This window comes from Microbacterium sp. OVT16B, assembly GCF_019969705.1.
GTDB classification, from domain to species: Bacteria; Actinomycetota; Actinomycetes; order Actinomycetales; family Microbacteriaceae; genus Microbacterium; species Microbacterium natoriense.
In genome coordinates this window covers 1,159,686-1,182,145 of sequence record NZ_JAHXZA010000001.1, presented here as the reverse complement: position 1 = coordinate 1,182,145, position 22,460 = coordinate 1,159,686, and the positions used below count along the sequence as shown (strand labels likewise).

The following is a 22,460-nucleotide window of genomic DNA, read 5'->3' as shown; positions in this document are numbered from 1 at the left end:
GGGGTCAAAGGACGCAGATCACGTAATGGGCGCCGCCCGCTGACCCGGCGGCGACGCGTCAGTAGCCGACGGTGAACCGCTCGCGGTGATGGTTGCCCTGCTCGATCTCGTCGACCACGGCGACCGCGAAGTCGGCACCGGAGATGTACGACTTGCCCTCCGCGTCGCGCACGATCACGTCGCCGCCATCACGGTAGCTGCCGGTGCGCTCGCCCTCCGCCCAGGGGCCGAAGACCTCGGCCGGGTGGATGAAGAACCAGTCGACTCCGGCATCCGTCGCCTCCAGCAGCGCGAGGGAGTCGATGCCGACCTGCGCCTCGTGCTTGTACTCCTCGGGGAAGTCGAGGTCGAACAGACGCGGGCCTCCCGGAGCCACCAGGCTGCCGCCGGCGCCTCCGACGACGCCGAGACGGGTGGAGGTTCCGCTGACCTGCGCGACGACGTTGGCGAGGGCCTCCAACGCCCTGTCGGCCATGTCACCGCGGGGCGACAGCGCCGAGACGACCGCGTCGGCACCGGTGAAGGCGTCGGCGATCGACGCGAGGTCGAGAGCGGAGCCCTGCACGTAGTCGGCCCCCTCCACCCGGTCGGACGGGACGGAGCGCGAGACGGCGACCACATCGTGCCCACGGCTCACCGCCTCCGAGACGATGTGACGACCGGCGTAGCCGGTGCCTCCGAGGACGACGATGCGAGCCATGGGGTGCCTTCCTACTTCTTCGCGTTGCGGGTGGTGGAGACCTGGTACAGCGCGACGGAGGTCGCGATGCCGGCGTTCAGCGACTCGGCGGCGGTCGAGATCGGGATCGACACGATCTGGTCGCAGGTCTCTGCGACCAGGCGGGAGATCCCCTTGCCCTCCGACCCGGTGACGATCACGACGGGGCGGTCTGCCAGCTGCAGGTCGGGCAGCATCACGTCGCCGTCTCCGTCGAGCCCCAGCACGAACACGCCCTGCTTCTTGAACTCCTTGAGCATGGTCGTGAGATTCGTGGCGAGAGCGACCGGGATGCGCGCCGCTGCTCCTGCGCTCGTCTTCCACGCCGCCGAGTTGACCCCGGCCGAGCGACGCTGCGGAAGGATCACGCCGTGTCCGCCGAAGGCCGCCGTCGAGCGGATGATCGCGCCGAGGTTGCGCGGGTCGGTGATGCCGTCGAGAGCGACGAACAGCGGAACCTGCCCCCGGCTGATGACCTTCTCCAGCAGATCCTGCGGGTGCGCGTACTCGTACGGCGGCACCTTGATGGCCACGCCCTGGTGCACGCCGTCGAACCCGGCCATGCGGTCGAGCTCCTGGCGAGTCACCTCGAGGACCGGGATGCCGCGGTGCGTGGCGATCGACAGCATCTCCTTGACGCGGTCGTCCATCTCCACGCGCTGGGCGATGTAGAACGACGTCGCGGGGATCTTCGCGCGCAGCGCCTCGAGCACCGAGTTGCGGCCGGTGACGAACTCGGTCTCGGTGGTGTTGTCCTTCGCCCTCGCCGAGCGGTTCGGGTTCCCACCAGCGGCCTGGCGCTGGCCCGGCCGTCCCTTTCCTCCGGACGCGGCGTAGCGCTCGGCCGCGGCCTTGCGCTTGCCCGCCGGGTGCCAGGCGCGGTCCTCCGCCTTCGGGGTCGGTCCGCGGCCTTCGAGGGCCTTCCGTCCGAGTCCGCCCGTGCCCTTGCTCGGGCCCTTCTTCTTGCCCTTGCCCGCTGAGGGGTTGCCTGGCTTAGCCATCGATACTCCAATGAGTTCCGGCCGGAGAGTCCTCCAGCGTGATTCCTGCGGCGGCGATCGCGTCACGGATGCGATCCGCCGCCGCCCAGTCCTTGTCAGCACGCGCCTGGGCGCGCTGGGTGATCATCGTCTGCACGAGCGCGTCGAGAGCGGATGCCGTGGCACCCTCGCCTTTCGAGCCCCACTCGGACGAAAGCGGGTTGATACCGAGTACATCGGTCATGCCCACAACGTCTTGGAATGTGCTCTCGATCTCAACACCCGGATCTCCCGCGAAGCCGTAAGCCGTGTTTCCGGCGGTCACGGTCGCGTGAAGGACGGCAAGCGCCTTTGGCACGTTCAGATCGTCATCCATTGCCGCGACGAAGGGTGGCGGCAGTGTGGGCCTCACGCTTGGGTCCACAACGCGCGCGGCGCGCTCGAGAAAGGTTCGGATCCGTCCGAGCGCCGCCTCGGCCTCGGCCCATGACGCGTCGGTGAGATCGAGGCTCGACCGGTAGTGCGCGGCGGCGAGCGCGTAACGGACCACGAGCGGCTCGTGCGTCTTCAGCACGTCGGACGCCAGGGTGAAGTTGCCGAGGGACTTCGACATCTTCTGCCCGCCGACGGTCACGAGACCGTTGTGCACCCAGTACTGCGCGAACCCGAGGCCCGCGGCCGTCGACTGCGCCAGCTCGTTCTCGTGGTGGGGGAAGCGCAGATCGAGTCCGCCGCCGTGGATGTCGAACGCGTCGCCGAGGTAACGGCGCGACATGGCCGAGCACTCGATGTGCCAGCCGGGGCGACCGGGTCCCCACGGCGAAGCCCAGGTGGCGTCCGCCGGCTCGCCCGGCTTGGCGCCCTTCCAGAGCGCGAAGTCCTGCGGGTTGCGCTTGCCGCGCGGGTCGGCGTCGGCCGCCGCCTCCATCGCATCGACGGACTGGTTCGTGAGGGAGCCGTACTCCGCCCACGAGCGCACGTCGAAGTACACGTCGCCGGAGCCGTCGGGCGCCGGATACGCGTGTCCGCGCTCGATGAGCGTCGAGATCAGCTCCTGCATCTGCGGGACGGATGCCGTCGCCCGCGGCTCGTACGTGGGCGGGAGGATGCCGATCGCGGAGTACGCGCTCGTGAACTCCTGCTCCATCCGGTACGCGAGCGCCCACCAGGGCTCGGCATCCGTCGCGTTCGCGAGGACCTTGTCGTCGATGTCGGTCACGTTCCTCACGAACGTGACACGTGTGCCGTCGTACGACAGCCAGCGACGCAGCAGATCGAAGCTGAGCGCTGCGCGGACGTGCCCGATGTGGGGGCCCGACTGCACCGTGGGTCCGCACACGTACATCGTGACGTTCTCGGGATCGAGGGGCACGAAGTCGCGCAGCAGCTGTGCGCGGGTGTCGTAGAGGCGGAGAGTCACCGCACAAGCCTACCGGGCGCGCCGTCGCGAAGCCTGGGCGCGCCGCAATGCGTCACGCGGCGTGGAGCGGCCTCAGTCGACCGGCAGGACCTGCCCGGTCTGCACGCCCAGGACGCTCTTCGCGTACGCCTGACCCACCCGGAACGATGACACCGGGATGAATCCGGGGAAGGACGAGTGGTACGACGGCGCGTCCTCCAGCACGGACGGGCTGACGGCGTTGATGCGGATGCCGCGCGGAAGCTCGGGCGCCGCCCCGAGGACGAACGACTCGAGCGCCCCGTTGGCGAGGGATGCCGCAGCCCCGGTCGCGATCGGCTCCCTGGCGAGGATGCCGGAGGTGAGGGTGAAGGACCCGCCGTCGCGCACGAAGGGCGTCCCGATCCGCACGATGTCGAGCTGCGAGAGCACCTTGCCCCGGAAGGCCGATTCGTACGCGTCGCGTCCGAGCTCGGACAGCGGGGCGAACGGCACGCTCCCGACCGCCGCGATGACGGCATCGACGGCGCCGACCTCGTCGAACAGGCGCGCGATGGATGCCGGGTCGGTCACGTCGACGGCGGGGTTCCCGCTCCGGGAGGCGGCGATGATCTCGTGCCCCTCCAGCGCGGCCTGCGCCGCACGCCCGACATGCCCTGATGCTCCGATGATGAGGATCTTCAACTCGACTCCTTCTGCCGTGGTCACGCTAACGGGCAACGAGGGGACGCCGTCCGGCATTCCCGCACGGCGCGGCGCCCGTGGTTCAGGAGGCGTGGACCATCGCGATCGCCGTGACCGCGATGCCCTCCCCGCGTCCGGGGAAGCCCAGGCCGTCGGTCGTCGTCGCCGTCACCGACACCGGGGCGCCCCCGAGGGCGGCCGAGAGCACGGCCTCCGCTTCTGATCTGCGTCCGCTGAAGCGCGGCCTGTTGCCCTGGAACTGGACGGACACGTTGCCGATCGCGAAGCCCGCCGCCTCGAGGATCTCCCTGGTGCGGGCGAGGAACACCGGCGCATGCGCTCCGGCGTACTCCGGATGCGCCGTGCCGAAGTGCTCACCGATGTCACCGAGGCCGGCGGCCCCGAGCAGGGCGTCCACGATCGCGTGGGCGACGGCGTCCCCGTCCGAGTGTCCGGAGAGCGGCTGCTCCCCCGGCCAGACAAGCCCGGCCAGCCACAGATCGCCCTCCCCTCCGAAGGCGTGCACATCGGTGCCGATGCCGACGCGGACCGCGCCTGCGGACCGGATCGGTGCCGAGAGCAGATGCCGCGCCCGCTCGAGGTCTGCCGGTGTGGTGATCTTGAAGCCGCGCTCTGACCCGGGGATGTGGCGCACCGCGTGCCCGGCGGCCGCGAAGAGGGCGGCGTCGTCGGTGTACTCGACCCCCGCCGTCCGCGCCTCGGCGTAAGCCGACTCCAGGAGTGCACGGGGGAAGCCCTGCGGCGTCTGCGCGGCCGCGAGCTCGGAGCGGTCGACGGCTCCGGTGACCCCGTGCTCGTCGACCCGCTTCAGGGTGTCGACCACCGGCAGGACCGGGATCACGCCCGAGGCGTCGTCGACGGCCGCGGCGACCGCGTCGATCACCGCAGCGGGTGTGAGCGCTCGGGCAGCGTCGTGCACGAGCACGGTCTCCACATCGCCCCACAGGGCCGCGAGGCCGGCGGCCACCGACTCCTGTCTCGTCGCGCCGCCCGTGACGATACGGCCGAGGTCGGCCCGCTCGCCGGCGGCGGCGAGCAGTTCGCTCTCGGCATCCCCTTCGAATCCGGCGGGCGCGACCACGACGACCTGCGCAGGAGCCGCCGCGAACACGCCGTCGAGGGCGTGGCGCAGGATCGAGTGGGCGTCGATGCCGACGAAGGCCTTCGGCGCTCCCCCTGCCAGGCGGGTGCCGGAGCCTGCGGCGACGACGATGATCGCGGTGTGCGGAACGGGAAGCATGCTCACACGCTACCGGGCATGAGAAAAGGGCGGATGCCGAAGCATCCGCCCTTCACGAAGAGTCTCAGGAGGCGAGGACCTCGTCGAGCAGCGCGCCCGCCTTGTCCTCGTCGATCTTCTCGGCCAGAGCCAGCTCCGAGATGAGGATCTGGCGAGCCTTCGCCAGCATCCGCTTCTCACCAGCGGAGAGACCGCGGTCCTGGTCACGGCGCCACAGGTCGCGAACGACCTCGCTGACCTTGATCACGTCACCCGATGCGAGCTTCTCCAGGTTCGCCTTGTAACGGCGAGACCAGTTGGTGGGCTCCTCGGTGAACGGAGCACGCAGCACCTCGAACACGTGGTCGAGGCCCTCCTTGCCGATCACGTCGCGGACGCCGACCAGGTCGACATTCTCTGCAGGAACCTCGATGATCAGATCACCCTGGGTGACGTTGAGCTTCAGATACTTCTTCGCCTCACCCTTGATGATGCGCTCCTTGACCTCGATGATGGTCGCAGCGCCATGGTGCGGATAGACGACGGTCTCGCCAACCTCAAAAAGCATAAAAACGTGTCCTTTCGGCAACCTCAAGGATACCACAGGGATTATGCGCTAAGGTTCGCGCCCCCTCATCCACGGGCGCTCTCGACTTACCCATAGAATGGGAGGCGGATATCCCGCCGGACCTCAGGAGGACCCGTGAAATCGCGCATCGTCGCGTCTGCCGCCATCAGCGCCCTCGTTCTGCTCGGCGCGACCGGGTGCACGTTCATCACCCCGCAGTCGACCAAGATCGAGTATGCGGCGTCCGACGGCGTGAACGTCTCCGACGCCTCCGGCCCGCTGGTCGTCCGCAACGCCTTCATCGTCGCGAACGAAGACGGCTCGCTCGGCAACCTGGTCGCCGCGATCGTCAACCCGACCACGGAGAAGGCCACCATGACGATCACGCTCGACGGCAACGATCCGTTCGCCGTGACGGTCCCCGGCGGCAGCACCGTGAGCCTCGGCACGAAGGCCGACGACGCGCTGCGCATCTCCGACCTCGGCGCCATGCCCGGCAGCACGGTCGAGGTGCACTTCCAGTCCGGCGACAGCACCGGCACCAAGGCGCAGATCCCCGTCCTCGACGGCTCGCTCCCCTACTATTCCGACCTGGTGCCCTCCGCCGACAAGCCCCAGCCGTCGCCGACGCCCGTCCCCACCGACACCGCGGCTCCCGCGCCGTCGAACTGACGCAGCACCGCGCACGCAGAAGAGGCCGGCACCCATCGGGTGCCGGCCTCTCTCGTGTCCGCGGAGCTCAGCCCTCGAACCGATAGCCGAGTCCGCGCACGGTCACGAGCATCACCGGCTCGCCGGGGTTCTGCTCGATGCGGGAGCGGATCCGCTTGATGTGCACGTCCAGGGTCTTCGTGTCGCCGAAGTAGTCGCTGCCCCAGACCCGGTCGATGAGCTGGCCCCGGGTGAGCACGCGACCGGAGTTGCGCATGAGCACCTCGAGGAGCTCGAACTCCTTCAGCGGCATGTTGATCTGCTCTCCGTCGACGGAGACCGTGTGCCGGTCGATGTCGAGAGACACCCGGCCGCCGTCGAGGACGCGCTCGTCGAGCTCGCTGTCGGCCTGCACGACCCGTCGCAGCACCGCCCGCATGCGGGCGAGGAGCTCGCGCGAGGAGTAGGGCTTGGTGATGTAGTCGTCGGCGCCGAGCTCCAGCCCCACCACGATGTCCACCTCGGAGTCCTTCGCGGTGAGCATGATGATCGGCACGGCGGACGTCGAGCGGATCTGTCGGCACACCTCGGTGCCCGGCATGCCCGGCAGCATGAGGTCGAGCAGCACGATGTCCGCTCCGCGCTCGCGGAACGCCGTGAGCGCACCGGGTCCGTCTTCGGCGATCTCGACCTCGTACCCCTCCCGGCGCAGCAGATAGGCCAGGGGGTCGGCGAGGTCGGGCTCGTCTTCGACGAGGAGGATGCGGGTCATACTGTCTCTCCGTTTCGAACGCGGACCGCGTCGGCGGCCTTGGCCGCCTTGCGCTCGCGCTTCTTCTTGCGCTTCTTCTCCTTCTTCCCCGCATCCGCAGCTGGCGAATCGATACGGGGAAGTCGGACGGTGAAAGTTGATCCGCGGCCGGGGCGCGACCACAGCAGCACCTCGCCGCCGTGACGCTGCGTCGCGTGCTTGACGATCGAGAGCCCGAGGCCGGTGCCGCCGGTGCGCCGGGAGCGCGCCTCGTCGGCGCGGTAGAAGCGCTCGAAGATGCGCTCCCTGTCGGCCTCGGCGATGCCGATGCCCTGATCGGAGACCGCGATCTCCACGACGCCTCCGTCGGCTCGCACGCCGACGCCGACGCGCGACCCCTTGGGCGAGTAGACGATGGCGTTCGCGATGAGGTTGCCGACCGCCTCGATGAGGATCTGCGCGTCGCCGCGCACCCACACCCCGCGGTCGCCGCCGCGGGCGAGGTCGACGCCGGCGGAGTCCGCCTGGACCGCATGCGCCTCGATGGATGCCGCGATCACCTCGTCGATCGAGACGGGGCGGACGTCGCCGAGGCCGTCGTCGGCCTGCAGCCTCGACAGGCTCATGATGCGCCCCGTCAGCTGTCCGAGCCGGTACGCCTCTGCGGAGATGCGAGCGGCGAAGATGCGCACCTGAGCGGGGTCGTCCGCCGCCGACTCGATCGCCTCGGCCAGGAGGGTCACCGCGCCGACCGGCGTCTTCAGCTCGTGGCTGGTGTTGGCCACGAAGTCGCGACGCATCTGATCGAGCCGCTCCTGCTCCGTGACGTCGCGGATGATGAGCAGCGACATCCGCGGGCTGATCACGCTGGCCCGCGCGGAGACGAGGCGGGGGTCGAGGCTGAGCCCTCCCCGGGTGATGCGGAGCGACTCGGTGGCCGTGCCCCCGGTGCTGCGCACGCCGCGCACGAGCTGTCGCAGCTCGGCGTTGTCGAGGGTGGCGCCGACCTCGATGCCGAAGCGCGCCGCCGCGTGGGATGCCGCGAGCACGAGCCCCGACGTGTCGACCACGCACGCGGCGTCGTCCATGCTGCCCAGCACATCGGTGACGCCGTCGGGCACGATGGTCGACGTCTCCTCGACGACGCGGGCGCGAGCGCGGTAGGCCCAGACCACGAGCAGCGAGAGCGCGACGCCGATCGCCAGCCCGATGGCGAGCGAGAACAGCGCGATCTGCGGCAGGGTCATGAGTCCAGCGTAGAGTGCGTTCACCGGCCGCTCGGCGGGTTTCCGGGCGCCCACGGCATCCGGAGAAGTACTATTCACGTGCTGGGCACCGTTCGTTAACCTTCGGGGCACACAATCGCTTCGGGCCTGTGCGGGAGTGCGGCCCTCCCCTCTCGCGCGGCTCTCGCCGTCGAGATCCGAATGAAAGGTTGCGCCCAACATGCGCGAAGTCTTCCACCAGTCCCTCGAGGACCTGCAGAACCGCCTCGTGGAGATCGCGGACCTCGTCACGGTCTCGATCGACAAGGCGACCCGCGCGTTCGCCACGAGCGACGTCGCGCTGGCCGAGGAGGTCATCGCCGACGACGCGAAGATCGACGAGCTTGCCGTCGAGCTGGACGAGCAGGCCATCGAGATCCTCGCCCGTCAGCAGCCCGTCGCCCGCGACCTGCGCATCGTCGTCAGCGCCCTGCGCGTGAGCGCATCGCTCGAGCGCATGGGCGACATGTCCGAGCACATCGCCCAGCTCGCACGCCTGCGCTTCCCCGAGCGCGCCATCCCGAAGGGCCTCAAGGGCACCTTCAAGCGCATGGGCGAGCTGGACGTCGAGATCGCGCGCACGCTCAGCGAGCTGCTGCGCACCCAGGATCTGCGCCTCGCGGACGCCATCCGCAACTCCGATGACGATGTCGACGAGCTTCACGTGAACGTCTTCGACAAGGTGCTCAGCGACAACTGGAAGGGCGAGGCGACCGCGACCGTGGACGCCACCCTGGCCAGCCGCTACCACGAGCGCTTCGCCGACCACGCGGTGGCCGTCGCGAAGAAGGTCGTCTACCTCGCGACCGGCGACTGGCAGATCGACGAAGAGGACATCGCCCTCGCCGTCGAGCAGCAGGAGGCGGAGCAGGCCGACCTCGGCCACGCCTGACCCCGTTCACGACGACGCCCCACCTGAGTGCTCAACTCAGGTGGGGCGTCGTCGTTCAGGTGGGGCGTCGAGCTCCGCTGCTGCTACTTCTTGCCCTGGGCGGCGACCGCGGCCGCGCCCGCGGCTGCGGCCTCGGGGTCGAGGTAGCGGCCGGGGCCCGTCGGCACGTTGTTCTCGTCGAGCTCGTAGACCAGCGGGATGCCGGTGGGGATGTTGAGCTCGGCGATGTCCTCGTCGCTGATGCCCTCGAGGTGCTTCACGAGGCCGCGCAGCGAGTTGCCGTGCGCGGTGACGAGCACGGTCTTGCCCGCCTCGAGGTCGGGGACGATCGCGCTCTCCCAGTACGGCAGCAGACGGTCGATCACGAGCTTGAGCGACTCGGTGCGCGGGACCTCGCCGTCGATGCCCGCGTAGCGCGGGTCGTTCACCTGGCTGAACTCGCTGTCGTCGTCGAGCACGGGCGGCGGCACGTCGAAGGAGCGACGCCACAGCTGGAACTGCTCGGGGCCGAACTCCTCGAGCGTCTGCGCCTTGTCCTTGCCCTGCAGGGCGCCGTAGTGGCGCTCGTTGAGACGCCACGAGCGGGTCACGGGGATCCACAGGCGGTCGGCCGCGTCGAGCGCGATGTTCGCGGTCTGGATCGCGCGGCTCAGCAGCGAGGTGTGGAGCACGTCGGGGAGGATGCCGGTCTCGGCGAGCAGCTCGCCGCCGCGCTGGGCCTCGGCCTTGCCCTGCTCGTTCAGGCGGACGTCCACCCAGCCGGTGAAGAGGTTCAGTTCGTTCCACTCGCTCCGGCCGTGGCGGAGCAGGATCAGGGTGCGCGTCGCAGTCATGCAGCCAGTTTATCGGCGGGGCTGGAAGGATTGACTCATGGCGTCATCTCCTCTCGGCCGGCCAACGCGCGGCACCACGGGGACCAATCGACTCCGGCGCAACGACCGCTGGATCGCCGCGAGCGACGCCTTCCGCCGCGCTGGCGACCCCCTCGTCGTCGATCTCGGCTACGGCGCGAGCGGCGTCACCGCCTTCGAGCTCGCCGCTCGCCTCCAGCGGGTGAGGGCGGATGCCGAGGTCAGAGGGCTCGAGATCGATCCCGCCCGTGTGACCCTCGCGACCGAGCAGCTCGATGACGTGCGTGCGGGGCGCACATCATTCCCCCGCGACCTCGCCGTGTCGTTCGGGCGCGGAGGCTTCGAGGTGCCGCTGCCGTCAGGACGCCGCGCCGCCGTGATCAGGGCGATGAACGTGCTGCGCCAGTACGACGAGTCCGACGTGCCGGACGCCTGGCGCACGATGGCGGCGCGGCTCTCCCCCGGCGGCCTGCTCGTGGAGGGCACATGCGATGAGATCGGCCGCATCGCGAGCTGGGTCGACGTGACGCAGGACGGGGCGCCTGTGCGCTTTACGATCTCACTGCGGCTGGCGGAGCTGGAACGCCCGAGCATCGTCGCCGAGCGGCTGCCGAAGGCTCTCATCCACCGGAACGTCCCTGGCGAGCGCGTGCACGCTCTTCTCGTCGACCTGGACCGCGAATGGGACCGTGCAGCTGCCCTGTCGACGTTCGGCGCGACGCAGCGCTTCCTCGCCGCGGTGTCGGCACTGAAGGATCAGGGTTGGCCCGTTCTCGGCGGTAAGACCCGCTGGCGTCTCGGCGAACTCACGCTGCCCTGGGAGGCCGTGGCCCCGCTCCTCGCCCGTTGAGCGGCCTCTGCCGTCGAGCGCCCCTCGGTCATTGAGCGAGGGAACGCAGCGACCGAGAGGAAAGCCCTCATCCGACGCGTCTCGTCTCGCTCCGCTCGCTCAACGACCCGGGGCGATACGGCCCCGAACGGTGCCACGGTTGAGCGCCCGCAACGATGCGGCTCAGGCGTCGCGCGGATCCGGTGCGCTGGGGCGGCGCGACAGTCGTGTGAGCCGCGGGATGTCGGCGGTGGCGCCGGCGTCCGCGGGGACGATCACCTGCTGAGAGGCGGCGATGTCCGCTCCGTCCGTCCGCACGACGAGATCGCCGACCGGAGCTCTGCGCGACAGGATGGCCAGAGCGATGGGACCGTCCTCGTGGTGCCGAGCGACCGAGGTGATCCGCCCGACCTCGTCGTCGCCCGCGAACACGGGGTCTCCGACGGCCGGGAGCACGGCATCGCTGCCGTCGAGGTGCAGCGCGGCCAGGCGCCGCGGCGGGTGGCCGAGGTTGTGCACCTTCGCGACCGTCTCCTGCCCGCGGTAACACCCCTTGTTCAGATGCACGGCCGTGCGGATCCAGTCGGACTCGTGCGGCAGCGAGCGCTCGTCGACCTCGGCGGCCCAGCGCGGACGCCAGGCGGCGACGCGGAGCGCCTCCGTCGCGAGCAGGCCGGCCACGGCATCCGGTCCGACGGACGCGGCGAGCACCTCTGCGCCCTCGGTCGTCACGATCGCGACGCGCCAGGCGAGCTCCGCTCCTGGATGCTCCGCGATCTCGGAGTACTGGTGCCCTCCAGCGCTGACGCGCTGCCAGGGGTCGGCCCAGACGAGGGGCAGGTCGTTCGGAGCTGCCGCCGCGGCCACCGCCGCCTGTGCAGCCGAACCGCCGTCGACGAAGCCGACCAGCTCGAGATCGTCGCGGACGGTCACCTCTGCCTGTGTGCGGAACTTCATGCGGGTGAGCCAGGTCGCCAGGGGCTGGGCATCGGCCGTGTCGGCGATGAGCCAGGTCGACGATCCGTCATCGAACACACCGGCCGCGTGCTCCACTCGGCCCTGCGGATCGAGCACCAGGAGCTCGGTGCTGTCGCCGGGTGCGAGCCGCCCGACGGCCTGCGAGGTGATCGAGTCGAGCCAGCCGAGCCGCTCGGGGCCGGAGACCTCGATGACGGTGCGGTCGCCCAGGGGGGCGAGCGCGTCTCCCGAGGCGAGGCGCCGCTGCTCGCGGAACGCGTCTCCGAAGTGCTCGATCCCGTGCTCTCCCGACACCGCACCGGCGATCGCCACGAAGCCGGTCATCTCAGACCCTCGCCAGGCGCGCGGAGGCGTGCGAGCGCAGCGGAGTGCCGAGCGCGGCGACATCCCATGCCCACAGCAGGTGGCCGTCGACCAGTCCGTACATGCGCGACGCCGCTCCGTACTCCTTGGCGCCGGCGCCGCGGACGATCGCATCGGAGGCGATGTCGACGCGCGGACCGTTGATCTCGCCCAGGTACAGCTCGAGCGTTCCGTCCGAGTGCGCGAGCGACACTTCGAGAGGGAAGCCTCCGGATGCCGATCGCAGCAACTCCACGTCGTCGACGCCGCGAGCGACGGGCTCCGCCGTCGGCGGGAGCAGCGCAGGTCCGGCATCCGCATCCGTCGCCGGTCGCGACAGCCGCCAGAATCCGCTCTCGGCGGTCAGCGGGATCGATGCGACCTCGTCGAGACCGGTGAAGGTCGCCGTCGCCGCGTAGTTGAGGAAGGGGCCGCCGTCATGGCTGAAGCTCACGCGGTGAGCGAACTCGCCCTGGAGGCGCTCGTCGCCGACCGGATAGTCGATGACGCCGGTGCCCTCCCAGACGCCGATCAGCCAGGCGAGGGGCGCGAGGTCTGCGGGAAGGTCGGTGGGCAGCTCGAGCATGCGCTCAGCGCTGGCCGCGGAAGAGGTTGCGCAGCACCACGACCGAGACAAAGGCGATGGCGAGGCTCGCGAGACCCAGGAGGCCGATGAAGAAGAATTCGAGCGCGACGAGATCCATGCGTCCAGCCTACCCCCACCGCACCCCGGTCAGGCGGGGACGAGGGCGGCCAGACCGAATCCGACCGAGATCAGCCCCGTGAGCAGGAGCGCCCCGGTGATGCTGCACGCGACGCGGAAGATGAACCCCTGCGTGCTGCCGTACCAGAGCTGCACGGCGAAGGAGAGCAGGATGAGTCCGCCGAACGCGACGAGGAGCCAGGAGACCCGCCACTCCTCCGGGACGAACACGCCGACGGCGACCGACGCGAGAAGCGCAGCCCCCCAGACGACGAACACGCCGACGAAGGCGTTGCGCGGCGCGAGTGCGGGTTCCGTCATGGCTCTATTGTCACCCATCCGTCTCGAAGACGTCGTCACCTTCGACGCCCGGTATCATGGCGGCACGGCGAAGTCCGTCGTCCGAGAGGAGAGCGCGTGGCCCAGATCCTGGTGCTGACCAGCGCCCCCGACTCAGAACACGTCCTGCCCGCGCTGGAGCTGCTGAGCCATCGCGTTCGCCAGATCCCCGCCGAGCCGGCCCATCTCGTGAACGCGCCCGAGTACGACATCGTCATCGTCGACGCCCGCGCCGACCTGGTCGGAGCGAAATCCCTGTGCCGCCTGCTGCGCGCCGCGGGGCAGGACTCCCCGCTGCTCCTGGTCGTCACGGAGGGCGGCATGAGCGCGGTGTCGGGCGAGTGGGGCGTCGACGACGTGCTGCTGTCGACGGCGGGGCCCGCCGAGACCGACGCCAGGGTGCGGCTGGCACTCGCCCGCCACGACGAGGTCGCCGAGCCCTCGCGCGTGCAGGCGTCCGGCGTCACGATCGACGAGCAGTCGTACTCCGCCAAGCTGCGCGGCAAGCCGCTCGACCTCACCTACAAGGAGTTCCAGCTCCTGCACTTCCTCGCCACGCACCCCTCCCGCGTGTTCACCCGCGAGCAGCTGCTCAGCGAGGTGTGGGGCTACGACTACTTCGGCGGCACCAGGACGGTCGACGTGCACGTCAGGCGACTGCGGGCCAAGCTCGGCGACCAGGAGCAGATCATCGGCACCGTGCGCAACGTCGGCTACCGGTTCAACGTGTACGACGACGACAGCGTGGTGGCCGCGCGGTAACGGAACCGTTCCGTTCACACGCGCGTCACCTCTCGGTGCTTAGATGTACCCCATGATCGATCCCGCCCTCGCCGACGCAGGTCTCGGTGACTCCGAAGACGACGACTTCGATGCCATCGAGTCCCCCGACTCGCTCCTCCCTGACCACCGCTACCTCGACCGCGAGCTGAGCTGGCTCGCGTTCAACCAGCGGGTGCTGGAGCTGGCAGAGGACCCGAGCCTTCCGGAGCTCGAGCGGGCGAACTTCCTGGCGATCTTCGCGAGCAACCTCGACGAGTTCTTCATGGTGCGCATCGCCGGGCTCAAGCGCCGCATCATGACGGGTCTCGCCGTGCCCACCAACATCGGCCGCTCGCCCGTCGACGCGCTCGCGGACATCTCGCGCGAGGCGCACGCCCTGCAGCTGCGGCACGCCGAGGCCTGGACGAGCCTGGTCCGTCCTGCTCTCGCCGATGCCGGCATCGAGATCGCCGACTGGGACGAGCTCACCGCCGACGAGCGCGCCGCCCTGTCGGAGTACTTCCAGGCGCAGGTCTTCCCCGTGCTCATGCCGCTGGCCGTCGACCCCGCGCACCCCTTCCCTTACATCTCCGGGTTGTCGCTCAACCTCGCGATCCGCATCCGCAACGCCCGGACCGGCCGTCAGGAGTTCGCGCGCCTCAAGGTGCCGCCGATGCTCCCCCGCTTCGTCGAGGTGCCGGGGAAGAGCGAGATCACACGGTTCATCCGCCTCGAAGAGCTCATCGCGAACCACCTGGGCGACCTGTTCCCCGGCATGGAGGTCCTCGACCACCACGCGTTCCGCCTCACCCGCAACGAGGACATGGTGATCGAGGAGGACGAGAGCGAGAACCTCATCCAGGCCCTCGAGGCCGAGCTCATGCGGCGCCGGTTCGGTCCGCCGATCAGGCTCGAGATCACGGATGACATGGATGACGTCACGCTCGAGCTGCTGGTCCGCGAGCTCGACATCACCGACCAGGAGGTGTACCGCCTTCCCGGTTCATTGGACCTGCGCGGCCTGTTCGGCCTCTCGCGCGTCGACCGACCGGATCTGCGCTACGCGCCCCACCTGCCGACCACGGCCGTCCCGTTCCAGCCCACCGGAAGCAACACGCGCGCCGACATCTTCAAGGCGATCCGCAAGTCCGACGTGCTCGTGCACCACCCGTACGAGTCGTTCACGACCAGCGTCGTCGCCTTCCTGGAGCAGGCGGCCCGCGACCCGCATGTGCTCGCCATCAAGCAGACGCTGTACCGGACCTCCGGCGACAGCCCGATCGTGCAGGCCCTGATCGACGCGGCCGAGGCCGGCAAGCAGGTGCTCGCCCTCGTCGAGGTGAAGGCCCGCTTCGACGAGGCGAACAACATCGTGTGGGCGCGCAAGCTGGAGAAGGCGGGCGTGCACGTCGTCTACGGCCTCGTCGGACTGAAGACGCACTGCAAGCTCGCTCTCGTCATCCGCGAAGAGGACGGCGTCCTGCGTCACTACTCGCACATCGGCACGGGCAACTACAACCCGAAGACCAGCCGCATCTACGAGGACTTCGGACTGTTCACGACGGATCCGCAGGTCGGCAAGGACCTCACGCGCCTGTTCAACGAGCTGAGCGGCTACGCGATCGAGAAGAAGTTCAAGCGTCTGCTGGTCGCTCCTCTCCACCTGCGCAAGGGGCTGCTCCGCCAGATCGACGGCGAGCGCAAGAACGCCGAGGCGGGGAAGCCGGCGCGCATCCGCATCAAGGTCAACTCGATGGTCGACGAAGAGGTCATCGACGCCCTGTACCGTGCGAGCGCGGCCGGCGTGAAGGTCGAGGTCTGGGTGCGCGGCATCTGCAGCCTCCGCACCGATCTGGAGGGCATCAGCGACAACATCACGGTGCGCAGCATCCTGGGCCGCTATCTCGAGCACTCCCGGATCTTCGCCTTCGAGAACGACGGCGACCCCCAGGTGTACATCGGCAGCGCCGACATGATGCACCGCAACCTCGATCGTCGCGTCGAGGCCCTGGTGCGCGTCACCGATCCGCAGCATCTGCAGGAGCTGCTGGCGTTCTTCGACCTCGCCATGGACCCCGGCACGAGCTCGTGGCACCTCGGGGCCGAGGGAGTGTGGCAGCGCCACGCCGAAGACGCCGACGGCAACCCGCTCGTCGACCTGCAGGATATGACCATGGGGTTGATCCAGCGGCGCCGCCGCGCACGGGCGGTTCGATGACGTCTCCGCAGACGAAGTCGTCGCCCACGCGGGCGAAGTGGACGGACAAGGCCGTGTACGCGGCCGGGGCCGTGGTCTGGCGCATCGTCGACGGCAAGCTCCGCATCCTGCTGATCCACCGCGGCAAGTACCGTGACGTGACGCTCCCCAAGGGCAAGGTCGATCCCGGCGAGATGCTCGCGGAGACGGCCGTGCGCGAGGTGCACGAGGAGACCGGCATCCGCGTCTCGCTCGGAGTTCCCGTCGGGGTCAGCCGCTATCACCTCCCCTCGAACAAGCAGAAGGTCGTGCACTACTGGGCGGCCGAGGCGACGGAGGACGCGATCCGCGCCTCGACGTTCGTTCCGAACCGCGAGATCGCCGCGATCGAGTGGGTGAGCGTGAAGAAGGCGCGGGCGCGTCTGAGCTACCCGGTGGATCACGAGATCCTCGACTTCTTCTCCACGCTCGTCGACGACGGCGTGCTGCGCACCTTCCCCGTGATCGCGCTGCGGCACGCGAAGGCCCTCTCGCGTTCCGAGTGGGACGAGGCGGATGCCGCTCGGCCGCTCACCGAGCGCGGGCGCCGGCAGGCCGCGTCGATCGTCGGCCCCCTGCGGGCCTTCGGCGTCCGACGCATCGTCACGAGCGACGCGGTCCGCTGCGTCGCCACCGTCGCCCCTCTCGCGAAGGCGCTCGGACGCAAGCCCATCCTCACCGCGAAGATCAGCCAGGACGCCTGGGAGGACGGCTCCGACGATCTCCGCAGCGTGATCGGCAAGCGCGTGCGCTCGGGCAAGCCCGCCGTCCTGTGCAGCCACGGTCCCGTCCTGCCAGGACTCCTGACCGAGATCGCCCTGGCGACCGGCACCATCCGCGGCTCCTACGTGAGCAGCGCCGCCGCTCTCGAACCGGCCGCGTTCTCGGTCGTGCACCTCTCGGCATCCAATCCCGGCTCCGGGATCATCGCGATCGAGACGCACATCCCCAAGGTCTGAACCCCGTTCGGATGCCGCGACCCGTCTGGAGGGGAATCCAGAGAGTCGCCCGCCGTTCACCTTCCGTTCACCTGGGCGGGAGAATCTCGTTAACCGCCGCGCTTAGCGTCACTGTGTGCCCTGCACCGGGCCCATTCCCATTCCCGATCGAACGGATCCACAGTGAAGATCTCCCGCATCGCCCGAATCGGCGCCATCGGCGCCGTCGCTGCCCTCGCTCTCGCCGGCTGTGCCGCGAACGAAGGCGGCACCGGCGGCTCCACCGACGCTCCCACGTCCGACGCCCCCGCTCTCTCGGGCTCGCTGGTCGGCTCGGGCTCCTCGGCCCAGCAGGTCGCCATCCAGTCGTGGACCGCTGAGTTCCAGAAGACCAACCCCGACGCCGTGGTCGAGTACGACCCGGCCGGCTCCGGCGCAGGCCGCGAGTCCTTCCAGCAGGGCGCAGTGAACTTCGCCGGCTCCGACCGGGCGTTCAAGACCGACGAGGTCAAGGCCGGCGGCTTCGGCGCCTGCGTCGACGGCTCCGACCTCATCGAGGTCCCCGCGTACGTCTCCCCCATCGCCATCGTCTTCACGCTCGACGGCATCGACTCGCTCGACCTCGACCCCGAGACCATCGCCGGCATCTTCGCCGGAAAGATCACCAAGTGGAACGACCCGGCGATCGCCGCGACCAACAAGGGCGTCGACCTCCCCGACCTGGCGATCTCGCCGGTGCACCGCTCCGACAAGTCGGGCACCACGGGCAACTTCACCGACTACCTCGCCCAGACCGCTCCCGACGCCTGGACCTTCGGCAGCGTCGAGGAGTGGCCGACCGAGCTCGGCGGCGAGTCCGCGGAGAAGACCTCGGGCGTCGCCAACGCCGTCAAGGGCGGCCAGGGCCTCATCGGCTACATCGACTCCTCGCAGGCCGCCGACTTCGCATCGGTCAGCGTCAAGGTCGGCGACGAGTTCGTCGCGCACTCCGCCGAGGGCGCCGCGATCACCCTCGACGCCTCCAAGGTCGAGGACGGCCGCACCGAGGGCGACCTCGCGTTCGCGATCGACCGCACCACGACCGAGAAGGGCGCCTACCCGGTGCTCCTCGTCAGCTACCTGATCGCCTGCGCCGAGTACGAGGACGAGAACGTCGCCGCCCTGACCAAGGCGTTCTTCACGACCGCCATCAGCGCCGAGGGCCAGGACGCCGCCGCGAAGAACGCCGGCAGCGCCCCGATCTCCGACGACCTGCGCACCAAGGCGCAGGCCGCGATCGACCTCATCAAGTGACCCAGTAGACGGTGTCCGGGGTGCCACGGCATCCCGGACACCGTCTGTCCGCACCCGATACCCGAACATCACCGAGCAGGAAGCAGCTCCCATGACAGCCACGACAGCGGAGGCTCCAGCCCGCATCGTCGCGAAGAAGCGCGCCGGCGACATCTGGTTCTCCGGCACGGCGGTCGCCGCCGGCTCCATGATCATGATCACGCTCGCCGCGGTCGCGATCTTCCTCATCGTGCAGTCCATTCCCGCCTTCACCGCCGACCACGAGACCGCATCACTGCTGACGACCGGCTTCTGGGACTACGTCGGCCCGCTGCTGTTCGGAACCCTCTGGGCCGCGTTCCTCGCGCTGCTCATCGCCGTGCCGCTGTCGCTCGGCGTGGCGCTCTTCATCACCCACTACGCGCCGCGCCGCCTCGCGCAGACCATCGGCTATGTCGTCGACCTGCTGGCCGCGGTGCCCTCCGTCGTCTTCGGCCTGTGGGGCATCTTCGTACTCGCCCCCGCGGTGCAGCCGGTCTATGTCTGGCTCAACACCAACCTCGGCTGGATCCCCTTCTTCGGCGGGGTCGTCTCGCCGACGGGACGCACCATCCTCACCGCCGCGATCGTGCTCGCGGTCATGGTGGTGCCGATCATCACGGCCATCTGCCGCGAGATCTTCCTGCAGACCCCCCGCCTCCATGAGGAGGCGGCGCTCGCCCTCGGCGCCACGCGCTGGGAGATGATCCGCATGGCCGTGCTGCCCTTCGGCCGCTCCGGCATCGTGTCAGGATCGATGCTCGGCCTGGGACGCGCCCTCGGCGAGACGATGGCCGTGGCCATGGTCCTCTCCGTGAGCAAGGCCGTCACGATCGAGATGCTCACCTCGACGAACCCCTCGACGATCGCCGCGAACATCGCGCTCACCTTCGCCGAGGCCTACAAGACGAACATCAACGTCCTCATCGCGACCGGTCTGATCCTATTCATCGTGACCTTCGCGGTGAACGCGGTCGCGCGCTGGTTCGTGAACCGCCGCAAGGAATTCTCGGGAGCGAACTGACATGACCGTGATCGCCCCCCAGACGCCTCGCGCGATCCAGACCTCGCGCGCATCGCTCTCCTCCGGCCACCTGCCCCGCTGGACCCCCTGGGCCCTCCTCGGCATCGCGCTCGTCGTCGCCGCCGCACCGTTCGGCGTGATGGCCGCGGCATCCGGATCCGCCTTCAACATCGCCGGAAGCCTCGTCGTCGGCGCCATCCTCTACCTGATCATCGTCTACGTGACCTCGCGCATCGTCGAGGGGCCGCGCAAGGCGCTGGACCGCTTCGTCACGGGCGTGGTCACCTCCGCGTTCCTCATCGCGATGGTGCCGCTGGTCTCGGTCGGCTGGACCGTGATCTCCAACGGCATCGCGCGCATCGATCCGCTGTTCTTCAACTCCTCGATGCGCGGAGTGCTCGGCGAGGGCGGCGGAGCGCTGCACGCCATCATGGGCACGCTGCTCGTCACGCTCGCCGCCACGATCATCTCCGTGCCGATCGGCCTCATGACGGCCGTCTACCTGGTCGAGTACGGCCGGGGCACGCGGATGTCGAAGATCATCACCTTCCTCGTCGACGTGATGACCGGCATCCCGTCGATCGTCGCCGGTCTGTTCGCCTACGCCGTGTTCGCGCTGATCTTCGGCCCCGGTGTGCGCATGGGCATCATGGGCTCCGTGGCGCTGTCGGTGCTGATGATCCCGGTCGTCGTGCGCTCCACCGAGGAGATGCTGCGTCTGGTGCCGAACGACCTGCGCGAGGCGTCGTACGCGCTGGGCGTGCCGAAGTGGCTCACGATCGTGAAGGTCGTGCTTCCCACCTCGATCGCCGGCATCACGACGGGCGTCATGCTCGCCATCTCGCGCGTCATCGGCGAGACCGCTCCGCTGCTGCTCACCGCCGGCTTCACCGACGCGATGAACTACAACCTCTTCGGCGGACGGATGCAGACGCTGCCGGTGTTCATCTACTCGCAGTACGCGTACCAGGGCATCCCCGCCGAGGCCTACGTGGACCGCGCCTGGGCCGCCGCCCTCACACTGATCGTCATCGTCATGGTGCTGAACCTGGTCGCGCGCATCGTCGCGAAGGTGTTCGCCCCGAAGACCGGCCGCTGAGCCACAACCCGAAGGAACCTCACGTGTCCAAGAGCATCGAAGTCAACGACCTCAACGTCTACTACGGCGACTTCCTCGCCGTCGAGGGCGTCTCTCTCGACATCGAGCCGCGCAGCGTCACCGCGTTCATCGGCCCCTCGGGCTGCGGCAAGTCGACCTTCCTCCGCACGCTGAACCGCATGCACGAGGTCATCCCCGGCGCTCGCGTCGAGGGCCAGGTGCTCCTCGACGGAGACGACCTGTACGGCGCGACCGTCGACCCGGTGACCGTCCGCCGCCAGGTGGGCATGGTCTTCCAGCGCCCGAACCCGTTCCCCACCATGTCGATCCGCGAGAACGTGCTGGCCGGCGTCAAGCTCAACAACAAGCGCATCTCGAAGTCCGACGCCGACGCGCTGGTGGAGAAGTCCCTGCAGGGCGCGAACCTGTGGAACGAGGTCAAGGACCGTCTCGACAAGCCGGGCTCCGGCCTCTCGGGCGGCCAGCAGCAGCGTCTGTGCATCGCGCGGGCCATCGCGGTCTCCCCCGACGTGCTGCTGATGGACGAGCCCTGCTCGGCCCTCGACCCGATCTCGACTTACGCGATCGAGGAGCTGATCGGCGAGCTCAAGACCGAGTACACGATCGTCATCGTGACGCACAACATGCAGCAGGCATCCCGCGTCTCCGACAAGACGGCCTTCTTCAACATCGCCGGCACCGGCAAGCCCGGCAAGCTCATCGAGTACGACAACACCACGAGCATCTTCACGACTCCGTCCGTCCAGGCCACCGAGGACTACGTCTCCGGCCGCTTCGGATAAGCCCCGGCCGCTCTGGCTCGGTCCTCCGTCTCGGGGGGGGCACAGCTTCGGAGTCCGGATGAGAAACGCCGTGCGATCGTGAGATCTGCACGGCGTTTCTTCGTTCCTCTCCGAAGCTGTGCTCGGACACGGGTTCCGAATCTATGCCCGGAATCGGCACGACGACTCTCCGGGATCAGCCCCCGACCTCCCCGGGGTCAGTCGCGGGGAGACAGGAGGTATGCGTTCAGCTCGGCCGTGAGGGCGGAGTCGACGGGCAGCTCCACCCCGTCGACCGCGGTGATCGGAGCGGCGAGACGGACGCTCGAGACGAGCCAGGCGGCATCCGCCGTGGCGAGGTCGGATGCCGGGATCTCGGCGTACCCGACCTCGAAACCGCGGGCCGTGAGGTGGTCGTAGACGCTGAGCTGCGTCGTCCCGTGCAGGATGCCGCCGTTCGGCGCCGGCGTGACGAAGCGGTCCCCGAAGCGGAGGATGAGCGAGGCGGTCGGCGCCTCCAGGATGAATCCGTCGCTGGAGAGGAAGACCGCGTCATCCGCACCTCGACGGTGCGCCTCGCGCAGCGCCGCCATGTTGACCGCGTACGAGAGGGTCTTGGCGCCCAGCAGCAGCCACGGCGCACGCTCGGCGACGTGCAGGTCGTACCCGCGGTCGAGCGTCACGACGCGGATGCCGTGCACGCGCGCGGCCGAGAAGTCCGCCGCGGGCGCCGCCGTCACCCAGGCCGTCGGCGTGGGCCCGTGCTCGACGCCACGACTGAGGATGAGCTTGATCACGGCCTCCCCCTCGCCGCACTCCGCCGCGGCGACCGCGACCGCCTGCCGCCACTGCTCCTGATGAGGCGCCGGGAGGTCGCACAGCCGCGCGGAGTGCGCGAGTCGCTCCAGATGCGGCACGACCTCCTGCGCGTGCCCGTCGACCACGCCGATCGATTCGAACACGCCGTCTCCGCGCTGGGTGCTGAGCTCGCCCACGCTGAGCGCGGGGGCCGCGGCATCCACCAACGTGAAGGTGTCTGCGAAGTCGGCGCGCTCCTCGGATGCGGCGACGGGATCGATCATGAGTGCGAAGCGCCGGGTCATGATCCGAGCCTAGAG

23 protein-coding genes are annotated in these 22,460 nt (G+C 69.4%); 10 read left to right on the top strand and 13 right to left on the bottom strand.

Annotated elements, in window-relative coordinates:
- Positions 1 to 58: 58 nt before the first annotated feature.
- The 6 genes from LC438_RS05525 to LC438_RS05500 all read right to left on the bottom strand — a co-directional run bounded on the left by LC438_RS05525 (position 59) and on the right by LC438_RS05500 (position 5,589).
- Positions 59 to 700, bottom strand: a complete 642-nt coding sequence (locus LC438_RS05525) for an NAD(P)-dependent oxidoreductase (protein WP_105674011.1) — start codon at positions 698 to 700, stop codon at positions 59 to 61.
- 11 nt (positions 701 to 711) lie between these two features.
- Positions 712 to 1,719, bottom strand: coding sequence for a 23S rRNA (guanosine(2251)-2'-O)-methyltransferase RlmB (rlmB, locus tag LC438_RS05520; protein ID WP_105674013.1), 1,008 nt, complete (start codon positions 1,717 to 1,719; stop codon positions 712 to 714).
- Positions 1,712 to 3,118, bottom strand: a complete 1,407-nt coding sequence (gene cysS / locus LC438_RS05515; protein ID WP_105674015.1) for a cysteine--tRNA ligase — start codon at positions 3,116 to 3,118, stop codon at positions 1,712 to 1,714. Before cysS ends, rlmB begins: the two co-directional genes overlap by 8 nt.
- A 72-nt stretch (positions 3,119 to 3,190) precedes the next feature.
- On the bottom strand, positions 3,191 to 3,781 hold the full coding sequence (locus tag LC438_RS05510; RefSeq protein ID WP_223586052.1) for a short chain dehydrogenase: 591 nt from the start codon (positions 3,779 to 3,781) through the stop codon (positions 3,191 to 3,193).
- Positions 3,782 to 3,863: 82 nt separating this feature from the next.
- Positions 3,864 to 5,042, bottom strand: coding sequence for a 2-C-methyl-D-erythritol 4-phosphate cytidylyltransferase (gene ispD / locus LC438_RS05505; protein ID WP_263294796.1), 1,179 nt, complete (start codon positions 5,040 to 5,042; stop codon positions 3,864 to 3,866).
- Between the two features lie 64 nt (positions 5,043 to 5,106).
- The gene (locus LC438_RS05500; RefSeq protein ID WP_045255828.1) at positions 5,107 to 5,589 is read right to left on the bottom strand and encodes a CarD family transcriptional regulator; all 483 of its coding nucleotides are present in this window, start codon (positions 5,587 to 5,589) and stop codon (positions 5,107 to 5,109) included.
- Between the two features lie 135 nt (positions 5,590 to 5,724).
- Here LC438_RS05500 and LC438_RS05495 point away from each other — a divergent pair, with 135 nt between their 5' ends.
- A complete protein-coding gene (locus LC438_RS05495) occupies positions 5,725 to 6,261 on the top strand; it encodes a DNA modification methylase (RefSeq protein ID WP_223586050.1) in 537 nt (178 codons plus the stop codon).
- A gap of 67 nt (positions 6,262 to 6,328) precedes the next feature.
- On the opposite strand, the gene LC438_RS05490 is transcribed toward LC438_RS05495, so the two are convergent.
- Together LC438_RS05490 and LC438_RS05485 are read right to left on the bottom strand one after the other, a co-directional pair.
- Complete coding sequence (locus LC438_RS05490; protein ID WP_105674023.1) at positions 6,329 to 7,012, bottom strand: response regulator transcription factor; 684 nt, start codon at positions 7,010 to 7,012, stop codon at positions 6,329 to 6,331.
- On the bottom strand, positions 7,009 to 8,238 hold the full coding sequence (locus LC438_RS05485) for a cell wall metabolism sensor histidine kinase WalK (RefSeq protein ID WP_105674163.1): 1,230 nt from the start codon (positions 8,236 to 8,238) through the stop codon (positions 7,009 to 7,011). Before LC438_RS05485 ends, LC438_RS05490 begins: the two co-directional genes overlap by 4 nt.
- Before the next feature lie 199 nt (positions 8,239 to 8,437).
- On the opposite strand from LC438_RS05485, the gene phoU reads away from it, so the two are divergent.
- The gene (phoU, locus tag LC438_RS05480) at positions 8,438 to 9,148 is read left to right on the top strand and encodes a phosphate signaling complex protein PhoU (protein WP_105674025.1); all 711 of its coding nucleotides are present in this window, start codon (positions 8,438 to 8,440) and stop codon (positions 9,146 to 9,148) included.
- Positions 9,149 to 9,231: 83 nt separating this feature from the next.
- On the opposite strand, the gene LC438_RS05475 is transcribed toward phoU, so the two are convergent.
- Positions 9,232 to 9,981 carry a phosphoglyceromutase gene (locus LC438_RS05475; RefSeq protein WP_223586049.1) on the bottom strand — a complete coding sequence of 250 codons (750 nt, stop codon included), beginning with the start codon at positions 9,979 to 9,981 and terminating at the stop codon, positions 9,232 to 9,234.
- A 37-nt stretch (positions 9,982 to 10,018) separates the two neighbouring features.
- On the opposite strand from LC438_RS05475, the gene LC438_RS05470 reads away from it, so the two are divergent.
- Positions 10,019 to 10,849 (top strand): class I SAM-dependent methyltransferase, encoded by an 831-nt coding sequence (locus LC438_RS05470; RefSeq protein ID WP_223586048.1) that lies wholly within the window; start codon positions 10,019 to 10,021, stop codon positions 10,847 to 10,849.
- Between the two features lie 162 nt (positions 10,850 to 11,011).
- Here LC438_RS05470 and LC438_RS05465 read toward each other — a convergent pair whose 3' ends face one another.
- From LC438_RS05465 to LC438_RS05455, 3 genes are all read right to left on the bottom strand, one after another.
- On the bottom strand, positions 11,012 to 12,130 hold the full coding sequence (locus LC438_RS05465; RefSeq protein WP_223586047.1) for a folate-binding protein YgfZ: 1,119 nt from the start codon (positions 12,128 to 12,130) through the stop codon (positions 11,012 to 11,014).
- A 1-nt stretch (position 12,131) separates the two neighbouring features.
- A complete protein-coding gene (locus LC438_RS05460) occupies positions 12,132 to 12,734 on the bottom strand; it encodes an FABP family protein (protein ID WP_105674033.1) in 603 nt (200 codons plus the stop codon).
- A 147-nt stretch (positions 12,735 to 12,881) separates the two neighbouring features.
- Entirely contained in the window at positions 12,882 to 13,172 is a 291-nt protein-coding gene (locus tag LC438_RS05455; protein ID WP_105674035.1) for a hypothetical protein, read from the bottom strand.
- Between the two features lie 96 nt (positions 13,173 to 13,268).
- Here LC438_RS05455 and LC438_RS05450 point away from each other — a divergent pair, with 96 nt between their 5' ends.
- The 7 genes from LC438_RS05450 (at position 13,269) to pstB (ending at position 21,363) form a co-directional block, all read left to right on the top strand.
- A complete protein-coding gene (locus LC438_RS05450) occupies positions 13,269 to 13,952 on the top strand; it encodes a response regulator transcription factor (protein WP_223586046.1) in 684 nt (227 codons plus the stop codon).
- A 52-nt stretch (positions 13,953 to 14,004) separates the two neighbouring features.
- Positions 14,005 to 16,170, top strand: a complete 2,166-nt coding sequence (locus LC438_RS05445; RefSeq protein ID WP_223586045.1) for an RNA degradosome polyphosphate kinase — start codon at positions 14,005 to 14,007, stop codon at positions 16,168 to 16,170.
- Positions 16,167 to 17,147 (top strand): NUDIX hydrolase, encoded by a 981-nt coding sequence (locus tag LC438_RS05440; protein WP_105674041.1) that lies wholly within the window; start codon positions 16,167 to 16,169, stop codon positions 17,145 to 17,147. Before LC438_RS05445 ends, LC438_RS05440 begins: the two co-directional genes overlap by 4 nt.
- 162 nt (positions 17,148 to 17,309) lie before the next feature.
- Positions 17,310 to 18,419 carry a phosphate ABC transporter substrate-binding protein PstS gene (gene pstS, locus LC438_RS05435; protein WP_223586044.1) on the top strand — a complete coding sequence of 370 codons (1,110 nt, stop codon included), beginning with the start codon at positions 17,310 to 17,312 and terminating at the stop codon, positions 18,417 to 18,419.
- 91 nt (positions 18,420 to 18,510) lie between these two features.
- The gene (pstC, locus tag LC438_RS05430) at positions 18,511 to 19,461 is read left to right on the top strand and encodes a phosphate ABC transporter permease subunit PstC (protein WP_105674043.1); all 951 of its coding nucleotides are present in this window, start codon (positions 18,511 to 18,513) and stop codon (positions 19,459 to 19,461) included.
- 1 nt (position 19,462) lies between these two features.
- Complete coding sequence (gene pstA, locus LC438_RS05425; RefSeq protein WP_105674045.1) at positions 19,463 to 20,560, top strand: phosphate ABC transporter permease PstA; 1,098 nt, start codon at positions 19,463 to 19,465, stop codon at positions 20,558 to 20,560.
- A gap of 23 nt (positions 20,561 to 20,583) precedes the next feature.
- Positions 20,584 to 21,363: a phosphate ABC transporter ATP-binding protein PstB gene (pstB, locus tag LC438_RS05420; RefSeq protein WP_105674047.1), complete on the top strand. Its 780-nt coding sequence runs from the start codon at positions 20,584 to 20,586 to the stop codon at positions 21,361 to 21,363.
- 197 nt (positions 21,364 to 21,560) lie between these two features.
- Here the strand turns inward: pstB and LC438_RS05415 are convergent, their stop codons facing one another.
- Positions 21,561 to 22,445 (bottom strand): aminodeoxychorismate lyase, encoded by an 885-nt coding sequence (locus LC438_RS05415; protein WP_105674049.1) that lies wholly within the window; start codon positions 22,443 to 22,445, stop codon positions 21,561 to 21,563.
- Positions 22,446 to 22,460 lie beyond the last annotated feature (15 nt).

Excerpts from the sequence above, each read along its gene's own strand:
- ispD (WP_263294796.1), bottom strand. The coding sequence starts at position 5,042 with ATGCTTCCCGTTCCGCACACCGCGATCATCGTCGTCGCCGCAGGCTCC.
- LC438_RS05440 (WP_105674041.1), top strand. The coding sequence starts at position 16,167 with ATGACGTCTCCGCAGACGAAGTCGTCGCCCACGCGGGCGAAGTGGACG.
- LC438_RS05475 (WP_223586049.1), bottom strand. The coding sequence starts at position 9,981 with ATGACTGCGACGCGCACCCTGATCCTGCTCCGCCACGGCCGGAGCGAG.
- LC438_RS05415 (WP_105674049.1), bottom strand. The coding sequence starts at position 22,445 with ATGACCCGGCGCTTCGCACTCATGATCGATCCCGTCGCCGCATCCGAG.
- LC438_RS05500 (WP_045255828.1), bottom strand. The coding sequence starts at position 5,589 with ATGCTTTTTGAGGTTGGCGAGACCGTCGTCTATCCGCACCATGGCGCT.
- LC438_RS05445 (WP_223586045.1), top strand. The coding sequence starts at position 14,005 with ATGATCGATCCCGCCCTCGCCGACGCAGGTCTCGGTGACTCCGAAGAC.
- LC438_RS05490 (WP_105674023.1), bottom strand. The coding sequence starts at position 7,012 with ATGACCCGCATCCTCCTCGTCGAAGACGAGCCCGACCTCGCCGACCCC.
- phoU (WP_105674025.1), top strand. The coding sequence starts at position 8,438 with ATGCGCGAAGTCTTCCACCAGTCCCTCGAGGACCTGCAGAACCGCCTC.
- LC438_RS05485 (WP_105674163.1), bottom strand. The coding sequence starts at position 8,238 with ATGACCCTGCCGCAGATCGCGCTGTTCTCGCTCGCCATCGGGCTGGCG.
- rlmB (WP_105674013.1), bottom strand. The coding sequence starts at position 1,719 with ATGGCTAAGCCAGGCAACCCCTCAGCGGGCAAGGGCAAGAAGAAGGGC.
- LC438_RS05470 (WP_223586048.1), top strand. The coding sequence starts at position 10,019 with ATGGCGTCATCTCCTCTCGGCCGGCCAACGCGCGGCACCACGGGGACC.
- pstA (WP_105674045.1), top strand. The coding sequence starts at position 19,463 with ATGACCGTGATCGCCCCCCAGACGCCTCGCGCGATCCAGACCTCGCGC.
- LC438_RS05525 (WP_105674011.1), bottom strand. The coding sequence starts at position 700 with ATGGCTCGCATCGTCGTCCTCGGAGGCACCGGCTACGCCGGTCGTCAC.
- LC438_RS05455 (WP_105674035.1), bottom strand. The coding sequence starts at position 13,172 with ATGACGGAACCCGCACTCGCGCCGCGCAACGCCTTCGTCGGCGTGTTC.
- LC438_RS05460 (WP_105674033.1), bottom strand. The coding sequence starts at position 12,734 with ATGCTCGAGCTGCCCACCGACCTTCCCGCAGACCTCGCGCCCCTCGCC.
- pstC (WP_105674043.1), top strand. The coding sequence starts at position 18,511 with ATGACAGCCACGACAGCGGAGGCTCCAGCCCGCATCGTCGCGAAGAAG.
- LC438_RS05465 (WP_223586047.1), bottom strand. The coding sequence starts at position 12,130 with ATGACCGGCTTCGTGGCGATCGCCGGTGCGGTGTCGGGAGAGCACGGG.